The sequence below is a fragment of the Devosia sp. genome (genome assembly GCF_028290625.1).
GTDB lineage: Bacteria > Pseudomonadota > Alphaproteobacteria > Rhizobiales > Devosiaceae > Devosia.
In genome coordinates, this window is the sequence record NZ_JAQGJM010000021.1 from 17,062 (window position 1) to 42,057 (window position 24,996).

The following is a 24,996-nucleotide window of genomic DNA, read 5'->3' on the forward strand; positions in this document are numbered from 1 at the left end:
CGGGGTGGTGAAAAACGACGAAGGCGGCGGGGTTTCCTCGCCGCCAAGTAGCCAAGAGAACATTTAGTGAATCTGCGATTTGACAAAGATCTGACTTAGCGACCCGGCGACGGGTCACTCATTCAAAGGGCAATTTTGATGAAGAGACTCGTTTTTTGCTTCGACGGCAGCTGGAACCGCATTGACGCAGCCAATCCAACGAACGTGCTGTTCACGGCCCAGAGCGTTCTCCCGCAGACAAAGGATGGCACGTCGCAGGTCATCTACTACGATGAAGGCGTCGGCACCGGCGACCACGACAAATTCCGAGGCGGCCTGTTTGGCGAAGGCTTGGTCAAGAACCTGTCGGACGCCTATCGCTTCTTGATTTTCAATCACATGCCAGGCGACGAGATCTACGTATTCGGGTTCTCGCGTGGCGCGTTCACCGCTCGGTCCTTTGTCGGCCTGATCGGTACGTGCGGCATTCTCCAGCGACCATCGGCCGGCAGGTCGAACGAGGCGGTCGGGCTCTATAAGAAGCGCGAGGACACTGACGCGTTTCGACAGAAGCTTCTCGAGTTCCGTCGCGATGTCGCGCCGCACATCAGCGTGTCCGACGCAGAGGATCAGTGGCGAGCGGCTAACGTGCCGGATTACCAGCTGGGCAAATCCCCGTTGCTGAAGATCACCTATCTCGGCGTATGGGATACGGTGGGAGCTCTTGGCGTCCCCGACTACATTTGGAACGCGGAAGGCTTCAACAAGGACCACCGCTTCCACGACACCAACCTGAGTCCCATGGTGATGTCGGCCAGGCACGCCGTCGCGATCGACGAGAGCAAAGCGGACTTCAAGCCGACGCTCTGGGAAAACCTGCAAGAACTCAATGGCGGCCGCGGCAAAGATCCGAAGGCCGAGGATACTCCATACCAGCAGAAGTGGTTCCCTGGGGTGCATGGCGGCGTGGGTGGCGGCGGCCCGCGTCGAGGCCTTTCCGACCAGGCGTTGGAATGGATCTGGGATGGCGCCGGCAATGCCGGCCTAGTGTTGGATAGCTCCAAGGGCTCGCCGATCTACAGCCTGTCGCCATCCCACTTGGAATACCTCGAAAATTCCGAGGAGGAAGAGGGCTTCAGCATCATCGGCACCCTGATGAAGGTCATGCCCAAAACAGTCCGCCAGCCAGGCCCGCAAGGCCTGCACGAGGTCAGTGTAAGCGCCCAGCGTCGGTGGCACGAAAAGGGAGACAACCTTCCCGAAAAAACACCCTATCGCCCGAAGCCGTTGCAGCATGTCGAGTCGGAGCTTGATGCTCTTGATGCCGTCACGTTGGGTATGGGCGAAGACGGCATTGAGTTGGCACCGGACAAGTTCACCGCACATATCGTCGAGCCCGGCGACTCCCTATCCAAGTTGGCCAAGCGCTATCTTGGCGATGCCCAGCGTTGGCCGGAAATAGCAGCCGCCAACCGGTACAAGATCACAAATCCGGACCTGATCTATGTTGGGCAATCCCTGCGAATACCCATCAGATGAATCGTTGATGCCGTAAGAAATTGCGACTGCAAGTAATTCACAGTCTTGCAGTTCTAAATGGATGCACCATTTCTTGGTAAACTAAGTGTGAACGGAGATTAAGCGTGCCGGTACCTCAGGCTCGTTTCGACGAATTGCTGAAAGATATTGAGCCTAGCCCAACCACCGTGAGTCGGGCATCTGGTGGTCATATCGGTGTTCGGAATCACTTGGCGACGCAGAAGGATTTTAAATCGAAGTTCCTTTATGCATTCTTGTCAGGAAGCTACGCACGCGACACCGCTATCAGGCCTGGCACGGTCGATGGTGTTCAGGAAAAGCCAGATGTCGACATTATTGTCGTCACGAACTTCACCAGTCAGGACACGCCCGACGCGGTGCTCAACTCAGTTTGCAGGGCACTTGAAGACGGGGGAAATGGCTATGCCGTAGAGCGCATTAATCGCCGGTCGGTGCGTCTGGAAACCTGGCAAGCCGATATGGACATCGTACCAGTATACGAGCTCGCCAGCGGTGGATACATGATCGCGGATCGCGAGAGTGGCACGTGGAAATTCACCAATCCACCGATGCACAGCCAGTGGAGCGTTGAGCGCAACCAGACCTACGGCGACCGTTTCAAGCCCTTGGTCAAGATATTTAAGTGGTGGCGTCGGATCAACCCAAGCGGAAAGCGACCAAAGGGCTTCGTCCTCGAAGTACTGGTAGGGCGCCATGCGCCGCTTGGGGTAACCCACTATGGCGAAGCTTTCGCGCAGACTCTGGAGAACATTTACGCTACGCACGGACAAAACGCTGAGCTCGGGCTCAAACCCCAAATCTGGGATCCGGCCGACGGCTCCAACGATATCCTTTCGAAGGTGACCATCGCCCAATGGCAAGCGTTCGTCGAAAAGGTGCGCGTCTATGCGGGTATCGCGCGGCGCGCCCAGGAAGCAGACGATATGGAAGAGGCGTCACGCCAATGGCGCCGCGTGTTCGGAGACCGATTCAAGTGGACTGCGAACGCCGCCAAGACCACAGCTACGGGCGCATTCGCATCTGCACCGGCGGCCGCCGGTTACACCTTCCCCAACACCATGGCGGCGCCCGTCAGCAGTAAGCCCCGAGGTTTTGCTTGAGGTTCTGGTGGGTCGACGACACCAATCGTCTCGGCGAAGAGATGCGGAGCGTTACTGCTCTCGGGTCAAACGAGGCTTGGTTCACCTTGACTCGCTGGCGTTTCTTCGAGGGCATGCTCTGCGCCGAGGTCGTCGTCACGGCGCACGGACATGATTACCCAGTACGCTTGATCTATCCCGACCAGTTTCCGGAGGTGCCGGCGTGGGTCGAGCCCCAAGAGAAAGTCCATTGGTCTAGCCATCAGTATGGTGAATCGGCACTGTGCCTTGAGCTTCGCCCCGACAACTGGCATCCCGCCGCAACCGGCGTGGATGTGCTGCGGAGCGCCCACGACCTTCTCCACATTGAAAACCCTTTGGGCGGCGGCACTGTGCGGGCGGAAACGGCACACCAGCCCAATCAAGCCCAGGCATACACCTGGTGGGGGAACCCAGTGATGATTTCAGACGGCTGCGCCGCCAGAATTCATGCCGGCACGGCCTCTGGGCTGGTAGCTCTCAGGTTCCCGGTTGATGACAAGCTGTGGCCGATCGTCGTACACGACGAGATCGACCGAGCTGGGCTGCAGCGGCCACCCACCGCGACCATCGAAAAATGGCAGATCGACGTGCCGGTCTTCGTCTCTACGTCGAGCCCACCCTCCGATGCCGATAATCGCGCCGGCTTGGCGGTACTGTTCGATGCAGATCTGATGTTGCAGGTCTTGGCCTCAACAGCGGGAGTCACGCTTTTCGTCAAGGAGGGCGGTATCGACGCGTACAATCTGCTTCCCGATGGCGCCAGCGAGAAGCGTGTAGTCTACGTTCTGCCGGATGAATTCGGCGCCCGTAGCGGACGTTCCGGCGGCGCGGCCAGCGAGAGCGCGACCATAGTGGGATGCGGATCAGTCGGTTCCAAGGTGGCAGAATCGCTGCTTCGCTCGGGGATAACTTCGCTGACGCTGGTGGATGGCGACGTATTCCTCCCAGGTAATCTGGAACGTCATGTACTCGACTGGAACCAAGTTGGGCTCCGCAAAGTCGAAGCACTCAAAAATCGTCTGCTGTCCATTGTGCCTGGGGCAACGATCAAACCGATCGCCGACAACCTGAGTTGGCAGCGCTCTGCCGAGACTCACGCATGGCAGGTACAAGCCATCGCTGCTTCCAGCATCATCATCGACGCGACGGGGGATCCGGCCACTTCCTTGTTCCTCGGAGCCGTAGCAGACGCCAACGAGAAGCCGTTTGTGTCGGTCGAGGTTTTCGAAGGTGGTATCGGCGCCCTGGTCGCCACCAGTCTTCCCGAACGGGACCCGCCATTCGTCGCGGGACGCGCCAGCTTCCTTGCTTGGTGTGAAGAGAGGGGCAAAAAGCCGCCGCAGAGCGGTCCACGCCGTTATGAGATGATTTCGGACGGCGTTCCGGTAGTCGCCGACGATGCAGCGATCGAGATTACCGCGGGCAATTGCGCCAGAGTGGTGCTGGATATCCTCGACGGCCGCCCACAACCTCGATCGGCGGCGTGGCTGCTACTCGGCTACAGCGATCAGTGGCTGTTCGATGGCCATGGCGACAATATCCGCCTCGATGTTGGCGGGCGATCGCACTCTGGGGAGAAGATGCCCCCCGACTTCGAAGCTCTCGATATCGCCGGCCAGCTTTTCAAGGAATGGATAGATGCACTTGATACTGGCAGCTGACCAGAAGCACAGATTGGTGGAAGCCCTGACGCTGGCCGGTACCAAAGAGATCGGCGGTCAGTTGTTCGGCGAACTCCTCGAGCCATCGAAGTTCCTCATCACCGAACTGGTCGTGCAGGCGAGACCCGGATCCTTCGCCCGGTTCGTGGTCGATCTCTTCCAAGCCGCTCGAGAAGCAATGCGGTTCTTCGACCGCACGGCGCACCGATACGTCGCCTTCAACTATATCGGAGAATGGCATAGCCATCCGAGCTTCGCGGTCAGGCCCAGTTCGACCGATGTGCAGACGATGCGAGGTCTCGTTTTGGAGCCCGATTTCCCAGGAAATTTCGCGGTTCTGGTCATCGTTCGGCTCGACGTTGACGAATTGACTGTTGGCAGCTGGGTATTCGATCCACAAGGCCGCGAGAGCGAAGCGACGTTCGAGGTGCGGACGTGAACGATACAAAAGGCCCCACTCTCATCGACGCTCGTGGCATGGGCGGCATCATCGCCATAGATGGCTTCGATTACCAGCTCTGGGACTGCTTGGCCCGTATTCCTTCTTGGGTATCTAACCCAGTCTTCGAACAACTGATCTTCGAGGGCCTAGAGGATCATGAAGCCAAGTTCTTTTCACCGCATAGTCCTCACCGAGCGGTGCTCGATAGGTACCAGGCCAAGGCCAGCACACTGCAGCCTGCTGGGGTGAAAGAGGTCTTCGAAAATTTCCAGACCTATGATGAGGCGCATCCCAGCACCGCCCGGGTGCACACGCTGGTGATGCCGTCGCTTCCAGCGACATTGTCGTGGTTCACGAGTGACAAGAACCGTGTCCGAAAAGCACGGCCGTTTTACGCGCCCTTCAACACCATCACGGCGGCCAACGAAGACGGACTTCGCTCCACGATCGTTTCGACCTATCCTGGACCTTTAGGTGAATTCGTTGCCGACACCGTCGAGGTGCACGAACGCAATATGCCCGATCTTGCGAATGCGATGGCAACCTTCACCACGCAATTCAATATTGTATTTCCGCAGCTCGACGTCTCGTCGCGCAAAGTGGAGGCGGCGTTCGACGCTCTGGCCAAGCTGGTCAGAAATTCTGTGGGCGCGCCCATCGGTCGGGCAATCCTGATCGAGACGTTGGAAACGGCCATTGGAACATCCCTGCCTTTGCCGATGGCATTTCCTCTCAATGTGAGATCGGACAGGAACGAACAGGACGAAGCCAGTCTGGAGATCGATGCATCAGGTTTTTCCGGCGGCGACGCCGGCTACCCAGCTCCACCGGTTTGGACCACCGATCTGTTGACCCCTCTGAGCGCCACATCCCAATGGCTGCGTCGACATGACGTTGTACGCATCGCGCCTAGAGGATCGTATCGCTTGACCACCGCATTTGCACTTGGATGGTCGTTCAGGTCGGCAATCGGCTTTGAGATCGATATTCCTACGAGGGACAGTCTCTGGCCCACCGATGACAGGCCGGTCGAGGGTTCACTGCCCGATTGGTCCATTCGACCGGCCACTCGTTTGCATGGCGGCAGGCTGCAGATCGCCATCGGCGTCATCCGGGATCCAACTGCAACCTTGGTTGCATCGACCGAGATACCCGAAGACGCGATCATGTCTTTACATTTGCCCAGCGCCATGATGTCGGCGAAAGCTTCACAGGCCTCAGTCGGCCATATCAAGCACAAGATCGATCAGGCAGTGTCCAGTCTACGCCCCGTGGGCATCGACATGTACTTCGTTGGACCAGCTGCGTTCGCCGTTGCCCTTGGTCATCGCTGGAATGCGTTCCCGCCAACGCAACTTCATGAGTTCGTCGCGAACAAATATTCACCGACCGCGATCCTCGATTGAGCGAGTGAGCGCTGCGACCGTCTTTACCGTTTTGGCACACGATGCGGCCCCATTGCATTCGTGCCATGGGTCCGTCTAAGTTGTTGGTAGGTCGAGCAGCTCTGGTCGTGGTGTCGGTATTTTCGCCCACTCAGCCCGAGAGTGGCGTAACTATTCACTGCCAGCGAAAGCTTCCCTCACGATCAAGGTGACTGCGTGGACTATGAAGAAGATTGTCCACCCGTAACCGGCAATCTGGCAAAGGTCGTCAAGATCGATCACGGAGCCGGTGTGATGCACGCCCGTCTGCTCGACGGGCGCACGGCGCAATGGACGGGCATGACCGGAGACCTGCCAGAAGTCGGTGATGTTCTCCTCCTGACCGACAATCGTTGGCGGCAAGCCGACCCGGACGCCTGGACGACCTACAACTCCACCGCGATCGTGAAGAACGTGATGGAGGACGGTACGGTGCTGCTCGATGACGGTTTTCGGATCGTGCCGATCGCAAACCCCTTGGACATCGAGGTCGCTCCGGAAAGCACCGTTGAATACAACGACATTGACGGCATAGTGCGGTCGCTCTCGGACCAACCGATCAGAAGTGCCAGGGGTCAGCCGGAGATCGACTATTCGACCTCGGATTTTCTGGTCGACAGCGCTGCCAGCGGATTGACGTTCGCGGACTTCGGTGGGTATCCGCACGTCATCGATCGTGCTCGCGAGCTCATCGAGACGCAGTTGAAGCGGCGAGACCTTCTCGACAGGATCGGCGCAAGGCCCGTGAAGGGGATCCTTTTCACCGGTCTGCCGGGAACGGGGAAAACCTTTCTGGCCAAGATCGTTGCGGCCGAGTCAGGTGCCGCTTTCTTTCTGGTGAGCGGGCCCTCGATAGTGAGCAAATGGGTCGGCGGCTCGGAAGGTACGCTACGCAGGATATTCGAGGACGCGGCAGATCATCCAAGCGAAAAGGCCATAATCTTTTTCGACGAGATCGACAGCATCGCGGAGCGGCGAACTGGGGACTCGCACGAGGCGTCGAAGCGACTCGTCGCGCAATTGCTGACGTTGATGGACGGCTTCGACGACAAAGGGCGCAACGTCGTGGTCATCGCTGCTACCAATCGCGTGGACTCTCTCGACCCCGCATTGACCAGACCGGGACGTTTCGACTGGGAGATCGAATTCGGTCTGCCGACTCTGGAGGATAGGCTTCAGATCCTACTCGTCTCGGCAAGAACCCACAGAATATCCGATGACCTTCATTTCGGCGAAATAGCCCGAGCCACTGAGGGATGGGCTGCTGCTAAACTCACCTCGCTGTGGAGTGAGGCCGCGCTGATTGCGGCCGGAGATGGACGGGATTTCATTGCGGGGGAGGATATGGATCAGGCCTTCGAACGCGTGGCTTCTCGTCCCAGGCGAGGCGAAACCGCGGGAGACACCGCATGAGGTTGCTGGAGCGGTTCAAGCGTTTATTCAACAAGAGGAAACCTACGCCTCCCCGTGTCGTTGTCGTGAATCGCAGTCTTTTGCGAGAGTTTGTCTATCTCGATGAGGTCAGCCTGCGAAGCCTGCTCTCTTCGCAGACTGGCGGGGTCACCGACAGCACTTCCGATGAAATTACGAGAGCGGCCGAAGCGGAGATAACCGGCGGCTTTGGGGCCACCTCGCCTGTGTTGAACGCTGAGGTCGGATCCAGATATCAGACCAGCAACAGCAGCACGCTTCAGACTTCGCGGAAGGCCACCGTGCAATCGTGGTTCCGCGAACTACTCGCCATCAGCGGCCTTCGCCTGATCGAAGTAGCGGAGGCGCCGCCGGATGTCGCAGAGTTGGACGAGGTGATTGCTGGCTCGCCTTCGCTAGGCGCAATAGGCGCCGCCCACCTGCGCCGTGGCGAATTGGTGGAATTTCGAGTGAAGCTCTCCGCGGACCCGGTGTTCCACATGAGCACAATGGTCACTGAATTCGCCGGTATGGCCGAGGACTTCCCAGGCAAACTGGCGCCTGATGCCGGCAAGGCGCTCGCTGAAGTGGAACCATTGAACCGGATCCTGAGCAAACTCCTTGCCGGGCTCATTCCCATCCGCGGCGAGGCTGTTGACTACCGCGTGGCGACAGTGAGGGGACAGGACTGGCTGGTGCACAAGGCTATCGCTGAGAAGTTCGATCTTCCCAGCCGCCCTTTGATAATCGTAGGGGTCACCGAGCACTTGGCGTACTGGAAAGACATTCGGCGCGTATTGTTCTCCCAGGCCGAATTCACGATCCTCTGTCGAGTCTCCCGCAGCTTACTGCAGCCCACATGGACGCCGGTTAAGTTGGCGGACCTGTTCAAAATGATCGCGCCCGATTTCGTCCAACAGATCAATGAAGCGAGCCTACTCTCGGTAAACCCCCAACAACGACCGAACGCTCAAGCTCCGGCGAACGCGGTCATCCGCCCAGCTTTGAAGCACTACTCCACGAAACTGCTGAAGGTCGCGAAGTACAGCATCAGCAAGGAGCAGAAGGCCGTAGTGGGTGAACTGATCGAAAACAGCTGCTCGGAGCAGTTGAACGCGGCGCAGGAGCGTCAGGCTTTCCGAATGATGAGGCAGTTGGTCGAGAGTTGGGTTCCGGTGGCAATCAGTCCGGAGCAAGACCTGGCTCTGAGGCAATCCGCCCGCAAGCAGGCAGAATCCAGACCAGCTTCGGCGGTCCGTTCTCGCAATATGGCGCGCTTGGAGCCCAGCATGGAGCCGCCTCCTGCTCTACTGGATGTAGAGGTGGTCGCCATATATTGGTGATATCGGACCGAGTGAAGCAGGACTCACGCCAACACCAGTATCGCGCGGCCCACCCATACGCGATCGGACTATTGTTTCCGCCTGTCGCCGGGTCGCACGGCTGTCTGAGCGGCAAATCAGAGATCGTTGCCCAGGTAAAACGGGGGACATTGATCATCCCCACACATGAGTCAGGCCCTTGGTACGGAGTAGATATGACCAACGGGAGTACCGCATGTGTTCACAGCGAGTTTCTTGCGCAGCTCCGGTAAGTGTTCTCCACTCAAGTATGCGGACGCAGGGTGCCTACCCTGTTGTCCATCGATGCGTTCGTTGCGCGGATCTCGAACTTTGTGCGTGGCTGGCCGATGAAAATAGCCTAGTTGCAACTCTTAGGCATACAACGGTTATCTCTTCAAACTTGTCAGAAACTCGCCTATATGTATCTGACAGAAAGGATTGCAACATGTCGGTAGTGGAAGAAGTGCGAGGGGCCATTAAAGGCAAGCGCAGCGGATCGGTGATCAGTGCCAGCATGTTTGCAAACATCGGCTCTCGCGAGGCGGTCGATCAAGCGCTCTCTCGTTTACGGAAGTCAGGAGAGTTGATGCGGGTTGCCCGCGGAATATATGTGCGGCCCGTCAATGGGAAGTTTGGCACTTATCCTCCGCACTCCAGCGAAGTCGTGCGGTCGCTTAAGCACCATCAGCGAAAGCGGATCGTCGAGCATGGCCTGTCTGCGGCCAACCAGTTCGGCCTGACGACTCAGCAGCCACTTCGGCAAATCTATCTGACCAATGGTAGCAATCAGGTGCTCAAACTCGGCTCAAATCCGGTGATTCTGAGACATGCGCCAGAGTGGCAAACCATTTTCGCAAACCGGCCTGCTGGTGCCGCTTTGCGGGCGTTGTCGTATGTCGGCAGATCGGGCGCAGTGAATGCCGCACGGCAGATTAAAGCTCAGCTTCCTGAACCGGAATGGGAAGTCTTGACGAAGGCGAAGAAACGATTTCCGGCTTGGGTAGCAAACGCAGTCGTGCAGGCTTCTAATGGCTGACCCGTTTTTTCGCTTGAGCGAGCGGGACCGGATTGATGCCCTCGGTGCCGCAGGTGAACAATTAGGAAGACTCCCATTTATCCTTGAAAAGGACGTGATGGTTGTTTGGTGCCTCAGTGCTGTTTTTTCCTCGGCAGATGGATCCCACCTGTCTTTTAAAGGCGGTACTTCTCTGTCCAAAGTGTTTCGCCTGATCGATAGATTCTCAGAGGACATCGACCTGACCTACGACATCAGGCGATTGATCGGCGATAAATTCGATATTCCTGTGAATGGGCTCCCTGCCACTAAGAGCGAGGGGCGCCGATGGACGGATGAGGTGAGAGTTCGGCTTCCCGAATGGATCGAAGCGGAACTCATCCCAATTCTAAGCCGACAAGCGGAAATGGACGGGCTGAAACTGACGTTTCGCCAGACCACCAAGGAAACTCTGAATGTCGACTATGCGCCTTTGCAAGCTTCCAGAGGGACCTACGTCAAACCCTCTGTTCTTCTGGAATTCGGCGCGCGTTCAACCGGTGAGCCGGTTGAAGATCACTTAGTAGCATGCGATGCAGCCGAGCGTTTGCCTGGGATCTCGTTCCCTGAAGCTCGCGTAAGAGCCATGCAGGTTGGTCGAACATTTTGGGAAAAGGCGACGGCGGCCCACGTATACACATTGCAGGACACCCCAAAGGGTGACCGGTTTTCACGCCACTGGCATGACCTGCACTTTATTGCCAAATCGGGATATTTCGATAGCGCCGTCACCAATCACGCTCTTGCCCAAACCGTGGCTGATCACAAGGCTCTTTTTTTTGCCGAGCGAGAGACGCCTGAAAAGTGGATCGACTACGGTGCTGCCGTAAACGGGGCGCTTAAGATCGTCCCGAGCGGACAGGCGCGTGATGCACTAGAGGCGGACTATGCCGAAATGAAGGAGGCAGGGATTTTATCCCAGGACGCGCCAGACTTTAAGACAATCATGGACACTTGCTTGAACATAGAGCGCCGCGCCAACGAAATAGATTCCCCATCACTGGAGTGATCGTAGGCTTGGGCTGTCCTGACCGGTGGGCCGGCGCACTATCCACAAGCGGCGCTGGGGTTTGTGCGCTCGCGATGCGGGCTGAACGACAGGTTCCGAGCCCATTTCGCCGGTCTGAGCATTCTCGCATGCCCGAAATCCACCGTTGGCTGTCGCAGGACGCCACGGCCACTGCCCCCTAATGGTCCAAGGTCGAGGCTCACGTCACTCTCCACACGCAAAGCTATTCTTCAATGGCTGCTGGGCCCAAGTGTTTTCGGAAGAGCTGCAGCGCTCCAGGTTTTAGTGCACTCAGGTCAACCGAACTCGTTTGGTCCTTTGATGATTAGTGTCCTGCGCTTTGCATGCACTCGCAGTTTCAGGCGAGAGAGCATCTCGAGAACAACATCCACTGCGCGGTACGAAAAGAGGGGTGCGTCCGTTTTTTGATTATCGGACACGAGATCGGTGATCACACTGACGACGGCAATAGGCAATTCCTTGGAGATTGCATTGGCCGCCTGAATAGCACCGGCTGCTCCTACGTCGAGAGCCGCCACGTTTCTGGCAACAGAGCTGATGACACTCGCGTCCACATATCCAAGCGCGGAACTGACTGATGCGAGCGATCCCACATGAAGGCGCCCGAAACGACCATCAATGGCCATGTCATGCCCCAGGCGCTGCAGGAGGAGCGGCGTCACAAGGACTTGCGGCCGAATGTGATTGAGCTCATTTGACATGAACGTTGGTTCGAAGATTAGCACTTCCGACGAAATGACGACGTCGCCGATGCTCTGATTGGGCCTAAGTCCGCCACAGCGGCTTACGATGAAAACCCCGTCCGGGCGATTGTCGATCAGCATTGAGGTCATCGCAATCGCGGCGGCAACGCTGTTGGCTTCGCGAAGGATAGTGCACGTAACTCTAACTCCGTCGCGCGTTACGCCTCGGAAGTAGAGACGGCCGGACCGCGAGAACCGGCTGACGCGCAACAACCTCTCGAAGAACGCGCTCGCCGCTTCATCGCCCTCAAGCAGAATTCCGATACGTGGTTGGCTGGAAACCTCGTCTATTGTCACGGGCTGAAGATCGTGCCGTTCCAACACCCCGTTTGCGTCGACAGCGAGTGCGCTCCTCACTCCACCGTCCCTGACCACGGTGCCGATCACGATGCCGAGGACGTTGCCTTGCTGATCGGACACGACTGCTCCAGAGCCGCCCTCCTCAACCGGTGAATCGAGCGAGACCTCGAACACGTCGCGGTACCTTCGCTTGATCATGCCGGTGGATTGGATGTCCATGGTAATCTCGACAGCGTCGATGCTGCCCTCGATCATCTTGGTAGGCATTTCAACGAACGCCCGCGCACCAGGTTGGCGAAAACCAAGTGCGCGCGGAGAAAATGAGAGTTCCCTTTCGACCCGGAGGATCGCCCAATCCGTGCTTCCCTCATGGATGTCAAGGGTGAGTGGGATGCGCCGCCCATCAACGACCATCTCGATGCTGTCTTGGAGAATGGTTGGAAACGCATGGGCGACGGTGACCGCGAATAGCTGGCCGGTGACGTCGGCTCCGAACAGGCCAACAGTCGCACGTCGCTCGCCATTGACAAGGAGTTCGTGTCCGCTGGTGTAGTTCGCCGAAGTCAACTTGATTTCCTCAACTTCGCGCACGACCACCTCGAACCCTTCGATTTTGTGAGGGAGGTTCGGTTTTGCTCCCTTTTCCACCGTAACGACGATTGCCTGCTTGATTCCCACCCCGATAACACCCTGCTTCGTCATGAGCGCATCCCGTTCTGCATCGAGGACGTCATGGATCGTGGGGGCTGTATCAACCGGCTGTGCCGAACCTAGTGTGGCATCGTCATTTGGCGCGGCTTGGTGGGGCGAAGCCGGTGCCGATTTAACAACGGCTCGGTTCTGGTAGGCGGTCTCGACCACCTCGATCAAGGCGTTTGCGCCTGCCTCCCAAGAGCATTTTGATTCCAAATGGCCACGCAGACGCGGGTAGAAATATGAGTCGCCTGAGCCGTCGATAAGAAGGGGCAGCGTCGCGTCTGCGAACCGTTGCGCTGCCGCGTGCGCATCTCCTGAGGTATCGACGACGCATGACCCAAAATCTTGACCTGCCTCGGCGCCGGTTTCAAGTATGAGTTCGGCTATTCCGCTCTGCCTCGAAACGACTATCGGAGCTCCAAACGACATCGCCTCGCACGCGACTAAGCCATATCCTTCTTCGCGCGAAGGCATTAGAAACGCAGTGGCGCCGCGCAGGTCGGCGTTCAGGTTCTGCTTATCGGTAGTGTAAGGGCGCACCACAATCTCAGGATTGCCGCCTGCCTTCTCCGCGAGACGCACGAGCGCTTCCTGAAGCTTTTCGGGCTCGCTCTCTGCTCCCCGCACGACGAAACGAGGTTTGAGTATTCTGGATCTAGTCTGTGCGCTCGTCGTCCATTCTTTATCGATGATGCCGGCCATAAGAGCGAATATGTCGAGGCCCTTTACGCCGACGCTTTCAGTTCGTCCAAGGCAGACTACCGTGGGCTGCTCGGGCGCTGCGTTGCGGACGGGTTGCTCAGGCGAGAGCCCGCAGTCTATGCGATGGACCTTGTTGTGGTCGAGTTGATGCGCCTTGAAAGTGTCCTTGGTAACGCGCGTGAGACGCGGTCCCACACAAAAAACCAGGTCCGCACTTTTGGCCGCTTCAAGTTCGGCTCTTTGCTTCTCCTCGCGCTCGGAAACGTACCGGTCCTTCTTGCCCTCTTTCATGCCTTCCGTGCGCATCGGGTCCATGTGGATAAATTGGACGGTATTGGCTTGTTTGAAATAGGTGTTGCGAAGCAGAAGCGCCTGCTTGCCGGAGAAAGAGCTGTGGCCGACCACGGCCAAGACCGAACTCGGATCGATCCGTCGAACATCTTCGGATAGCATCACGCTTTCCCATTTGTCGGATTCCGCACCGTGTAGCAACGTGACGTTGTTGTTGTACGCCTGCTCGACCTCGCTCTTGTCGGCGAAGCTGACGACCGCAATGCAGTTGAGGTCGGGCCTTGTCTTGGCCAACGCTAATAGCAACTCGCGATTGACCGTCTGTATGCCGCCCTTGCTGCTGTCCCAGCGATTCATGACGAAGATGATGCTTTGCTTCATGCTTACCGCTGCGCCCCCAAGATGCTCGGCGTTTCCCTGTTAACGCGTCCCCCCCGCTTTGTCCGTCTAAAAGTGCTGGATTGGCCGTATTTGGGTACAATCGAGGTGAGGCAGTTCTGCTACGATTTGCCGAACCGCTCGCAAATACATGCCCAAACCGCTTTGTCGCCTATGTATATAGGGCGCGTCGCAAGGGCCGCATGTTCCTCGACGATATTCGTATCGTTGTCGGCTCATGAGTGGAGGTGATTGAGAGTGCTAGTCAACATTTCTAAGCCCGACACAGCTGCTACATAGAAGGCAAAAATGCATTTGCGTCTCGAGCCGAGCTCTGGAAGAACAAATCCAGTCCGTTCGCAGAGAAAAACATGACCGAGTCGAAGTATTTTGACATTGTGGTTGTCGTGCCGCTTGAAGAGGAACTGCTTGAGGTCATCGAGCAGTTTCCGAGCATTGAAGACCGAAGCTCCACCACGACGTGGTGTCATGTAGTCGATTCCGGGAAGCCTGGCATATCGATGCTCATCGTCCAGCAGCAGACGATGGGCAAAACCGCCGCTATAAATGCTGCGAATTTCGTTCTTTCAAAGTACGAAGCCGGCCTTATGGTCTGCCTAGGCATTGCTGGAAGTTTGAGCGGCGACGCCCGCCTGGCCAGCGTGTGCTATTCTGGCAGCATCATCGACGTCCTGGACAATGCGAAATTCGTCGACACCGACGACGGCGCCGCCGACACCGAACTTTCCCCGACCAATTACGACACGCCGGACGAATTCACGCAGGCGTTCAATTATATCCGCACACAACCGGCCCTGTTCAAGTTTCACCAGGACTGGCAAGAACAGCGCGCTTTGGTCGCAAAAGAACTGGTTCCGCATGAAGTGCCCGCTCCTGGTGGTGGTACGGAACAAATTGGCAAGCCAACGTCCAAGGGCGGCGTGATCGTGTGCGGCTCGGTCAGTAAGAGCCACGTGTATAATGCCAAATTGCGAAAAATCGATCGCGCTTTGCTTGCGGTTGAAACGGAGTCCGGAGGGGTGTTCTCGCAAGCCCATTTCCATGGCAGCGTTCCTGCTATCGCAGTGCGCGGCATTTCCGACTACGCCGACAAAGACAAAGGCCGGCTCGAGGATGCCAGCAAAGGTGGCGTGCGCCGGCTGGCTGCATCCAACGCGGCTTCGTTTCTTAAGCTCCAGATCGTCTGCAACACCTATTTTCATGCTGCGCTCGAAAGGCGCCGCACGGGCAGGCAACAAGCTTTAGTCCTGGATAACCGGCCGGTAGTAGTTCAACCGCTCAGCGAACTGATGCTCGGGTTAGGTATTGCTGTGGATGCCGCACTGCGAAAACTCTCACCCGAATACAAACTTCAGCCACAAGGCTATCATCTTCCTCTGCCGCGCATCCGTCGCCCAAACGCAACCAATGCGATCGGGACCAAGAGCGATAGCTCACCCACCGATGTTCTCGACGCGCTGCAGGTTCAGGAAAAAATCCTCGTGAGCCTACCGCGCACATATCCGGACCACAGCCTCGCCTGGGTCATGGCCGACGACTTGCTCACGCAGGAAATTGACGGACGACAGCCGGTACCGGTCGTGATTAACGGCGACGACATCCGGGGAAAGCGGTTCGGCTTTAACGACGTCGTCGATATCGACCTGAACGCAATCGAGGCCATGGACGGCACTCAACTAGTTCTTATCGTTGATAACATTCCATTTGCTTCAAAGCACAGAATGGAACAGATCGTCGCCGAGATCGAGCGCTACAGCAGTGCAAAATTCATTTTTGTGACGAGGGCGGGAGACGCCGGCCTCCTCGATGAGTCAGACTTTCTAACACAGTCGGGCGCAGAGCACTTCCAGATCTGCGCTGTGTCTTTTTTCGAAATCGCGCATTTTATCCAGAAGAATTTTGGGATGACGGGCGCTGAAGCGGAGGTTGTCGCACTTCGACTTCGCGATACGTTTGAACGGTTTGATCTCGATGCTCATCCCACATACTTTGCTGGCATCCCGAAGGAAACCCTGACCGCGCTACTGCAGGCGAACCGCCGGTCCGAACTCATTCAGCTAGCGGTCGATGGCTTCCTGACCTTCATAGTGGCTGGCGATCGCGCAGACGTCTCGCTCAGTCGGTCCACCAGGGCGCGTTTTCTGCGAAAACTTGTGGTGGAAATCAACGTCGAAAAGCGAGCCTTTGAAGAAGCCGATCTGGTTGCTTTCACGCGTGAGTTTGCAGAACTGCACGATTTCGACATCGACCCACTGGCGTTTATCAATGGGTTCGTTGACCAAGGCATCATGCATTTTGAAGGCGGCAGGGCCCGTGTCTCGTTGCCGTTTGTGGAATCGTATTTGCTTGCTTCGGAGTTGCACGCATCGTCAGACCTCGCACTGCGCTATTTTGATCCTGGCGACGATAACTTCGATACTGTCACTTTCGACCTTTATGCAGAAATCGGTGCGTCGGCCGATCTCGTGCAGAGGATCGAAGCTGGACTCGAGCAGTGCATGATCGCCCTCAAGGAAAAGAACCCGGGCAAGCATATACTTCTCACTGACAGCATTTCCCCGGCAAATCTGCAAAAACCCGAACGAGCAGGAGCTTTGCGCAAGCGACTGCAAAAGGCTGCTGACGCAGTGCGGGACGGAAAGGACGAGAGCCAGGAAAAGCAGCGCATGCTTGATCTGAGCGAAAAGATCCGGGAGGCCTCCGGCCGGCAGCAAAAAAGCCAGGATGGTGAAAGCGATAAAGCTGGCGATATGGACAGAACGTTTGTGCCGCTCAACGATGCCGCGCGTCACTGGGTTATCGCCACTTTGCTCCTCGGTTCCGGCGCGGAGCACTTGAACGCCAGAACAAAACGCGCGCTAAGCACGTCGATTATCAGCAGCGCCGCTTTGATCATTGATGAATGGTGTCGCCAGCAGCAAAAAATCGACTTTGCTGCGATCAAGCGGAAAATGACCACTGACGAAGCCTTGGCTGACCTGCCTGGCGGGGAGGACATTGAAGAAAAGCGCAAGTTCATCGACGGGGGCGTCGATATTCTGGAGTACACCGCGCTTGCCGAGCCGTTGCGACGCGTTTTGGGCTTCCTTTGCGAGCAAGCTAGACACCGCGTTCTCGCACCAAGCGTTGAGGCTGCCACAGTCGACGGCGCCATCGAAAAGATAATCCACGGCACCTGGCTAGCCGATATCGACACGGCCCGCGGCAAGGACAAACTCCGTCAGGCAATCATCGATCTGCCGACAGCACAATTCTTTCGGGTTATCCTCGCCTCCCATTACCTGGCTCGGGTCTATTGGAATCACTGGCGTAAAGAGGATCGATTGCACCTGCTGAACTCCGCTGAGGAGGTGATCAAGCCGCTTGAACTCAAGATCAACAAATCCGAGCTCAAACGGATGATCGAGACCGAAGCGGAAAAGGCGGCCAAAGAAAAAAGGCTGGAGACCGAAATCCGCAAAGGGTGAGTGTAACCCTTCCAGATTCAGAGTTTTGGCCTTCAATCCTTTTGGCTTTGAGCAAACCTTGGTTGAAGGCTCAGTCGTCCCGTCCGCAGGAGACCGAGCCTTCGTGGCTTCCCACAGACTTTAGCTGACAGCTATTTAAGGTCCCTTCGGAACGCTTTTCGAGTTCAGATACTCTTTGATTTCGCTCAGAAGGAATGAGGGATTGCTGATGTACTTTTCTAGAATTTCCTTTTTATCAGCAGCATAATCTCCATCTTTAACGGCTGTCTTCATATCGGTGATCAGCCCATTGAATTGCTCGTTCTGCATCAGTTCATCATTGAGCAAATCGTCCCTGACATCATCGTCCAGGGCCAAAGCCACATTGATATTGTGAACCTCACCGGTTGAGCCGTCTGCAAGCCTGATGCTTACGGACCCGTCGGAATGAATTCCTAGGGTGCCCTGGAACTTGTCGGGGTATTCGGGCTCATCGGCCATGGTGTGCGCTTCTTTCGTGTTTGAGGTGATGTCGAAGCGCGCTGCTCATCGCGCAAGGGGTGCCTGGGAGACCAAATGCCGATACGACACCGCGCCAAGGCTGCTGAGCCTGCAAGGTGCAGACGGCTTCTCCATTCAATGGTCGTGTTGCGATGAATCCTTCGTTGATCGGAACGCTGGGGAAAAGTGGAACTTCCTCACCGGCCAGACATATTTTGCTCATGCTTCCAAGTTGCGCCCTTCGAGGTTGTGTCAGCGCGGCACGATGGGGATGGCCACCCCACTGCGGCCGAACCAGCCTCCTCTTCATCCATTTAGTTGAGCACGCGCCGCGGCGGCTGCGGTGCTGCCAGTCCTGCTCCTCGAACCGTGGCTGCAACGATGGCTTCCATCTCCTCTCTTCGATCCAGCAAGATACCAGATGCTCGAGCAATTGCCGCGTCGAGACGACGACGCACGCTACCAACTATGGCGGCCGGGAGTATTGTCCGCAAGACGGGATCTTCGAGGTCGACCAACCCCGCCTCACCCAATCCAGATCTGGTCTCGATTTGCCGTGCCCATGCAGTAGCCAAGGCAAGATCAGAGTAATTTGAACCCACACCCAACAATGACGCGCCGCCGAACAGAATTTCTTCTGCCGCCCGGCCTGCCATCAGAACGGCGATCGCGTCATTATAGTCCTGCCCGGTTGGAACGTGGCCTGCCTCCAGCGTCCGGGAAAGGGTTCCGCTGAAATCCACGATCTCCTCCGCGGCAACATCCATCATGTCCAAGGCTTGGGCCACGACGACTTGGCCAGCGCGATAAGTGGCAATACGACGCCGGACCTCTGGCGGCAGTTTCTCAAAAACGCCGGGGACTTGCTGGTGCAGAGCCGAAATCGAGAAGGGGCGCCCTGCCCGACGCGCGGTTGCCCTTGCCGCACGGACCAGCTTTTCGATGTCCGCTCCAGTCTTGCCTTGCAACTTTGGTGCCAGTGTCCGCAGCTCTTTCTTGGCGATGCTCGAACCTGCATAGTGGGCCAAGATCGCGGTGATCTCGTCGGAGCTTGGAAGCTTCATGATAATAGTATGGTCGAGCCGGCCAGACCGCGTGAGGGCAGGATCGATCCGCTCGACGTAGTTCGTCGCGCCAACCAGCACGAGACCTGGAGTGGTCGTTGCCTGCGTCACGAGCTCCAACATCAAATTGACGATCTGCGTCCAGTACTCAGCGTAGCGTCCAGAGATACTCTGCCGGCTTGATATGCCATCGAGCTCGTCGACGAGCAAAACGCAGGGCGCCTTCTCCATCGCCTCGTTGAACACCATCCGCATCTTTTTAAGTGTGCCCGAGAGATAGTCTTGCGTGTTCCATTCCGCGACGCTCGAGGCGATCAGGGGAACATGCAGCGTACCCGCCAAGAGGCCGGCGAAGCTGGTCTTCCCCGTGCCAGGCGGGCCTGCCAGCAGCACGGAGCGGTGATCAACTTCCTCCCACGACAGTTGGCCACGCCGCCAGATCTCGAAGTCTTGAGCGAGCTCCAGACCCCAAACTCGTGCCTCCCCATAGCCGTGCTGGTCCTGCAATCTGGCGCGATCGACCTGCTTTACCGGCTCCTTCGGCATCAACGACTTGAGGCTGTCGACGCAGGCCTCTGGCGAGCGCCCGCGTCGGAAATGCAGGGCCAGATCACTTGCGGCCAGCTTACTTGGACTGCCCAGGTCTGAAAAGTTAGCTGGCATCCGGCCAAAAAATTCGACGAAGGCAGCTGCTAGCATGTCGCGTGTCAGTGTGGAGGCGTCGACGATGACATCGGCGACTGTGGTGAACTGGGCAGGCGCACTCGCCTCAGGATCATAGAGCCAAACCACCGGCAGGCCACGTCTTCCGGCGTCGGCCGCCAGTCGTAGGCGCTCGTCAATTCTGGATCCGGAGCCAATGAAAATTGGGTATTTATCTTGGGCGCGCAGTTGATATTGAGGCTCAACGATAGCTCCTGAGGCCGACAGAACGACTTTGAGCACGCTGGCCATCAGCCCCGCATCCTCGGTAGTGCGAACCGTTATTGCGATGAATTGGGTGGTGGTGGCGAGCTCATTCAGGGATTGAAAATGGGGCGCCAGGGCCAAGCCGATTAGGTGCGCGGCAAGAACGTGCTCGGCACCGTAGCCGGGCACGGAAATTGGTTCTGACAGGTCGTCGACTTCTGACGACGGTTCGCTGGCGACGTTGGCGCGAAGCTGCTGAAGAATGAGTTCAGTAAGCGGATTTGATCCAGCGCTGGATTTAGAAGTGACCACGATGTGCTCCTGACTACGGCCCTTTTGGCCGCGAGTTGTGTCAAGGAGTGCGGCTCAGGGTCACTGTCTGCAGGCGCTCCGCCGTTTCGGCATCGGCATACAAGAACGAAACAGGAACAATGTCAACCGAGTTTCTGGTCGAGCGATTTGGCTATGATTTCTTCGACGAGCTCGTAAGCATGGCGGCCCTCCTCGAGTGCTTTCATCTTGATCGACTGAATGAGTCTAGGATCAAGGTACACAACGAATTTCTTGCGACCGTCTGGCCGTTGCACCGCGCCTGTCATTTTGCCTGGTTTCTCCAAAATCAGAGACTCTTAGTTTTTCGCAAACCTGTATACCGCGGCGCGGTTGCCAAAATCTGCGCGCACGCGACAGAAGTGCGCGTTTCTGATCAACAAAGTGTAAACCTAGACGTCTAGACACCTAGGTGCCTAGACGTCTAGGTGTTGACTTTTCAGCATAGCGGCGCAGATTTGGCGAGACCCTGGGAATTCGGTCTCTTTTGGCAAAAACTCAATCAGGAGTACCAGAATGAGCGCTGACGTTCTCTCTTTTCCCGGGCCAGTCCAGTCAACAGACACTGGCCGTGGTTTCAACTGCTTCAAAAGCGACGGGCCCATCCGCTATACTAGGCGCTGCTGTCGCGACGCGCTGATCCAGGCAACCCTCGATCCCGACATTGTTCGCATCTTCGAACCCGACGTGGCCCGCACCACCCCCAAGGACACGTTTTTCAATTTCGGCGTCGAAATCGGCGAGCGGCGCTGTTTGCTCGCACTTTGCGACGAGACCAATGGAGAAACATTCTCCGCGCCCTCAGGCTTTGACCTTGGAATCTGCTTCAACCGCGATGCAATCCTGGCTGAGCCTGCGCTGACGACCTCACGCACAGTTTGGTCCCGTCGTGATGTTCTGGTGCCGCCGGCATTTTCGGTGCGCGTGCTTCGCCGGCTTGCGACGGCGGATGTCGGGTTGGGGCTCGGCGAACTCGAGGACGAGTTGGTCGACGAGCCAAAAAGATGGGTCGACTACATCCTGTCGATGGTTTGTGCCGGCCTCGTGAGTTGCGACTGCCGCCACCCCATCACTGACGATACCAGGGTTGGTTTGGGTCCACCTTCTGGGCGGCGAGCAACTCAGAAGCATTGGCTCTACTGAGCATATTTTTTGAGGTCAGGTCCGACCACCGGCCCGTTCGCTTGCGGAAAGCGAAAAAGATTCGACTCTCACATTTGCTGACAAGCCGTTGGATTCGCGTAAGGATTCAAGAGAGTGAATCAAGCCGCTGATTTGACTTACGTTTTTCGTTTTGAATTTTCACTCACTGCCCAGAAGTTGAAGTTAACGAAACCGATAGGAGCGAGACGAAAACCGGCAGATGAAAAAAGAACGGCCAGATCAGCGCAAGCCGACCCAGCCATCCCAATAACCAAGTTCCAGTTCGCTTATCCCCGCGAAGGCCGGCGGACTGGCACAGCATCACACCGTGTAAGTCCAGAATCTTCGTTCGGCATGAAAATGTCAAGCGGGCCTGGCCACGGCATGGAGAAACCATGCTTGATTCTACATCCTTCACCCCTACCCTGCACAGCCGCGCCTCGCGGCACATCGCCCTTCGAGCAAAGGGGCACTTTTCCGGCGCCTGCGTCATATACAAGGGCGGGACGCGCCAACTCGTCGTCTTTGAATCGCGGTGTGAACTCGTGACCAGCTACCGCTGGTCCACCCGTCCCGACGTCGTCGACCTCATCGATCAGTATCCACTCGATCCCTACGTCGATGACGACGGGTCTGAGCACCGCCACGTGCTGGACTTCCTTGCGATCATGGACGACGGCCGACGGATCGGCCTCTCGGTGAAGCCCGAGGGTTCAGCGCAGCGCCGCGACTTCCGCCGCACCCTGCAGCTGATCTTGGCCCAAAACGCGGACCACCTGGACGAACTGCGCCTTGTGACTGAGAAGTCATTCACTCGGGCAGAAGCCGAAAACGCGGAACTGATCCATTTCGTCGGCTCCGAAATCGACGACGAAGCGGATCGCCTGGTCGCAGATGTGATCGCCAGCCTCGCTGGAACGACCACGATCGAGAGCATCGTCAACGCCACAGGCCTCGAAGGCCGCGCCTTCCGCGCCGTCATTCGCATGGTGGGTCGACGGGTCTGTTTCCAGGTCGATGAAGGTCGGCTGCGCTATCCCACACTCGTACGCAGGAATGCAGCATGAACCCGTTCCGTTTTTCCGCTGCCGACACCGTCAAGATCGCCGGAACCGTGTTTCAGCTCTGCGACGTGCGGCTGGATGGCTATCTCCTTCGCCGCGCCCCCGACAATGCTGCCGAGTTCCACAGCAACGCCCAACTGATGGACATGTGGGTCCACGGCCTCGTTGACCCGCAGTTTGCTAACCCTGGTCCTTACTGGCAGGGGAAGATGCCAGACGCAGACGGTGCTGCGAAATGACCCGGCTCCGTCTCGCCACTGTCGACAGACTTACCATCCACTCCACCTTCTATCGCCCCATTGAAGACAATGAGGAGGGCGTTCTGTTGGAACGCCCCGACGGGCTGAAGGAGTCCTTCACCCATGAACAGCTGGAGGCCCTCTGGGGCAGCAACAGTTTGACGTTCGAGCCGGGCTATTACAGCGAGGCCAGGGCACGCATTCGCCTTCATACTGATGAAGAGCTTCTCAGCAACCTCTCCCCGGCCGAGCGGGAAGCATGCCTGTGGCGTCAGGCATATTGCGACCTGTTCCTGAAGTCGCGGGCCACCGACCCCAAGAAGTACAAGCGCACCAATGACAGCGCATCGGCTGCCGCCTTGGATTTTGCGCCCATCATCGAGAAGTTGGGGCTCAAGGCTCCCGACAGCGTCGGGACACAGGCAAAAAGCCCGAAACGGAAGACGCGTGCCAAACCGAAGCTGACGGTCCAGCCCCCAGAAAAAGTCGGCGTTCCTTCGGGTCGCGCACTGCTGGGCTGGGTGCGGCTGTACGAGCGCAATGGATGCTACGCCATAAGCCTGCGCGACAACCGCAGATTTTCGGGTAACTTCAATCCGCGTTTTGTCGCCGAAGTGCTGCACCTTCTCGCGCTCGTGGTGAAGCGCTTCGCCTCGGCGGAGCGGCCCACGAAAACTGAAGTCCACGCCAATCTCGAACGAGCGATCAAGAAGGCCAACAGGGCCCGCAAGCTCGAGAACCTCGATCCCTTGCCCACACCCGGACGTGACATGACGGATGAGGCGATCGATCGCCTCCCGAAGTACGCCACGATGGTAGCCCGGTACAACAAAGAATACGCCGACAAGCACATGCCCTGGGTTGGTGCTGGCCTGCAGGTCGATATTCCGGGCCTCCGCATCGAAATCGATGAGCACGAAATCGATCTCATGACGCTGTGTTGCGTCGCGGGGATATGGGATCAGTTGACCGAAGAGGAACGCGCCAACATCGAGCGCGCTCGTCGCCTGGTCATCATTGCGATCTGCGTGGCCACCAAGGTCATCCTCGCCCTTCGGATCATCGACCGTGCCACGCCCATGGCGCAGCTGAAGGCGCTGGAGATGATCTCGCAGGACAAAACTCGATATGCACTGGCCGCTTCCGCCAAGTCCACCTGGCATCAGAGATGTGGCCTGAGCGGCGTGGTGACGGATTGGAATTTCCTGTCCCACGAGGTGCGCACGGCCGTGGCGGACTCCGGCGGCACGCTGGAATTTCCAGGCGCCGGCGACGCCCCGGCTCGTGGCACGGTCGAGCACGTTTTCTATACTGCCAGCCTGGGTCCAATTGCCCGTCTGCCGGGCCGGACGTTTTCCAATCCCGTCGTCAAGGCCGATCACGATTCCCAGGGGCGTGCGGGTGTCACCGACGATGAACTGGCCGACGTTCTCGTCAACTGGGCCGTCGACAACTACCACAACACCGCACACGACTCCCTCCATGGGGCGACGCCGGCTAACACTTGGGAGCACGCGGTCCGGCGCTATGGAATCAAGCCGCCGCCAGACCAGCGAACCCTGCGGGCCATCCACGGCATAAAGCTCAAGCGCACGATCAGCAGCCGCGGCATCCGCGTCATGTCGAACTATTACCGGACGGAAAGCGGGCCATTGGGCGAACACTTCCGCGATAGCAACGACCTTGAGGTCGAGATCCGCGTAAACACCGACAATCTGGGGGCCATATCGGTACGCCTGCCCACCGGAAAGCTGATTGAGGTGCCTTGCCGTGAGGCCTCGATGGAGGGGGTCACTGCGCAGTGGTGGATCGCTGCCACCACGCACCTGCGAACTCAAAATCGGCATGAAAGCAATTTGTCGCGCGAGGTGGCTCTTGAGTCCCTCGACTATGTCGACAACCTCGCTCAACGCGCCCACAGCCGGGCCAATGTGAGGGCCTACCTGTATTCCCCCGAGGAGATCGACCAGGCCGAGGTCGCGTATTTCTACCACCTCGAATTCGCCGACCAACGCCGTCCCGCCGCGGACGACGGCTATGGCGAAGTAATTTCGGCGGAAAGCCCGGCGTCGAAACCGGTTGACCAGCCCGAAACCCCGCCTTCTCCCCTCCCCTCGCCTGCAAAGAACTGGAGCCTGGACTGAG

The 24,996-nt window shown here is 57.6% G+C and carries 17 protein-coding genes; 14 read left to right on the plus strand and 3 right to left on the minus strand.

The genetic code is table 11. From position 1 onward, the window contains the following. Window positions 1–138 precede the first annotated feature (138 nt). The 9 genes from JWR51_RS11475 (at window position 139) to JWR51_RS11515 (ending at window position 11,003) form a co-directional block, all read left to right on the plus strand. Window positions 139–1,518 carry a DUF2235 domain-containing protein gene (locus JWR51_RS11475; protein WP_299747495.1) on the plus strand — a complete coding sequence of 460 codons (1,380 nt, stop codon included), beginning with the start codon at window positions 139–141 and terminating at the stop codon, window positions 1,516–1,518. A gap of 104 nt (window positions 1,519–1,622) precedes the next feature. Further along, the gene (locus JWR51_RS11480; RefSeq protein WP_299747496.1) at window positions 1,623–2,639 is read left to right on the plus strand and encodes a nucleotidyltransferase; all 1,017 of its coding nucleotides are present in this window, start codon (window positions 1,623–1,625) and stop codon (window positions 2,637–2,639) included. Then, window positions 2,636–4,321 carry a ThiF family adenylyltransferase gene (locus JWR51_RS11485; RefSeq protein ID WP_299747498.1) on the plus strand — a complete coding sequence of 562 codons (1,686 nt, stop codon included), beginning with the start codon at window positions 2,636–2,638 and terminating at the stop codon, window positions 4,319–4,321. The genes JWR51_RS11480 and JWR51_RS11485 overlap by 4 nt, the downstream gene beginning before the upstream one ends. Continuing rightward, complete coding sequence (locus JWR51_RS11490; RefSeq protein WP_299747500.1) at window positions 4,299–4,760, plus strand: Mov34/MPN/PAD-1 family protein; 462 nt, start codon at window positions 4,299–4,301, stop codon at window positions 4,758–4,760. Before JWR51_RS11485 ends, JWR51_RS11490 begins: the two co-directional genes overlap by 23 nt. Beyond that, window positions 4,757–6,169 carry an SAVED domain-containing protein gene (locus tag JWR51_RS11495; protein ID WP_299747501.1) on the plus strand — a complete coding sequence of 471 codons (1,413 nt, stop codon included), beginning with the start codon at window positions 4,757–4,759 and terminating at the stop codon, window positions 6,167–6,169. The genes JWR51_RS11490 and JWR51_RS11495 overlap by 4 nt, the downstream gene beginning before the upstream one ends. Before the next feature lie 195 nt (window positions 6,170–6,364). Then, window positions 6,365–7,600 (plus strand): ATP-binding protein, encoded by a 1,236-nt coding sequence (locus JWR51_RS11500; protein ID WP_299747502.1) that lies wholly within the window; start codon window positions 6,365–6,367, stop codon window positions 7,598–7,600. Beyond that, entirely contained in the window at window positions 7,597–8,940 is a 1,344-nt protein-coding gene (locus JWR51_RS11505; protein ID WP_299747503.1) for a hypothetical protein, read from the plus strand. The genes JWR51_RS11500 and JWR51_RS11505 overlap by 4 nt, the downstream gene beginning before the upstream one ends. Before the next feature lie 445 nt (window positions 8,941–9,385). After that, entirely contained in the window at window positions 9,386–9,976 is a 591-nt protein-coding gene (locus JWR51_RS11510; RefSeq protein WP_299747504.1) for a DUF6088 family protein, read from the plus strand. Next, window positions 9,969–11,003: a nucleotidyl transferase AbiEii/AbiGii toxin family protein gene (locus tag JWR51_RS11515; protein WP_299747505.1), complete on the plus strand. Its 1,035-nt coding sequence runs from the start codon at window positions 9,969–9,971 to the stop codon at window positions 11,001–11,003. Before JWR51_RS11510 ends, JWR51_RS11515 begins: the two co-directional genes overlap by 8 nt. A gap of 296 nt (window positions 11,004–11,299) precedes the next feature. On the opposite strand, the gene JWR51_RS11520 is transcribed toward JWR51_RS11515, so the two are convergent. Continuing rightward, a complete protein-coding gene (locus JWR51_RS11520) occupies window positions 11,300–14,137 on the minus strand; it encodes a glycosyltransferase (RefSeq protein WP_299747506.1) in 2,838 nt (945 codons plus the stop codon). A gap of 368 nt (window positions 14,138–14,505) precedes the next feature. On the opposite strand from JWR51_RS11520, the gene JWR51_RS11525 reads away from it, so the two are divergent. Beyond that, on the plus strand, window positions 14,506–17,622 hold the full coding sequence (locus tag JWR51_RS11525) for a hypothetical protein (protein WP_299747507.1): 3,117 nt from the start codon (window positions 14,506–14,508) through the stop codon (window positions 17,620–17,622). Between the two features lie 135 nt (window positions 17,623–17,757). Here the strand turns inward: JWR51_RS11525 and JWR51_RS11530 are convergent, their stop codons facing one another. Further along, window positions 17,758–18,102, minus strand: coding sequence for a hypothetical protein (locus tag JWR51_RS11530; protein ID WP_299747509.1), 345 nt, complete (start codon window positions 18,100–18,102; stop codon window positions 17,758–17,760). 314 nt (window positions 18,103–18,416) lie between these two features. Then, window positions 18,417–20,387: an AAA family ATPase gene (locus JWR51_RS11535; protein ID WP_299747511.1), complete on the minus strand. Its 1,971-nt coding sequence runs from the start codon at window positions 20,385–20,387 to the stop codon at window positions 18,417–18,419. Between the two features lie 534 nt (window positions 20,388–20,921). Here JWR51_RS11535 and JWR51_RS11540 point away from each other — a divergent pair. The 4 genes from JWR51_RS11540 (at window position 20,922) to JWR51_RS11555 (ending at window position 24,995) form a co-directional block, all read left to right on the plus strand. Then, window positions 20,922–21,548: a hypothetical protein gene (locus JWR51_RS11540; protein WP_299747513.1), complete on the plus strand. Its 627-nt coding sequence runs from the start codon at window positions 20,922–20,924 to the stop codon at window positions 21,546–21,548. 395 nt (window positions 21,549–21,943) lie between these two features. Next, window positions 21,944–22,615 (plus strand): hypothetical protein, encoded by a 672-nt coding sequence (locus tag JWR51_RS11545; protein WP_299747515.1) that lies wholly within the window; start codon window positions 21,944–21,946, stop codon window positions 22,613–22,615. Then, window positions 22,612–22,851, plus strand: coding sequence for a hypothetical protein (locus tag JWR51_RS11550; protein ID WP_299747517.1), 240 nt, complete (start codon window positions 22,612–22,614; stop codon window positions 22,849–22,851). Before JWR51_RS11545 ends, JWR51_RS11550 begins: the two co-directional genes overlap by 4 nt. Beyond that, window positions 22,848–24,995 (plus strand): hypothetical protein, encoded by a 2,148-nt coding sequence (locus JWR51_RS11555; RefSeq protein WP_299747519.1) that lies wholly within the window; start codon window positions 22,848–22,850, stop codon window positions 24,993–24,995. The genes JWR51_RS11550 and JWR51_RS11555 overlap by 4 nt, the downstream gene beginning before the upstream one ends. Window position 24,996 lies beyond the last annotated feature (1 nt).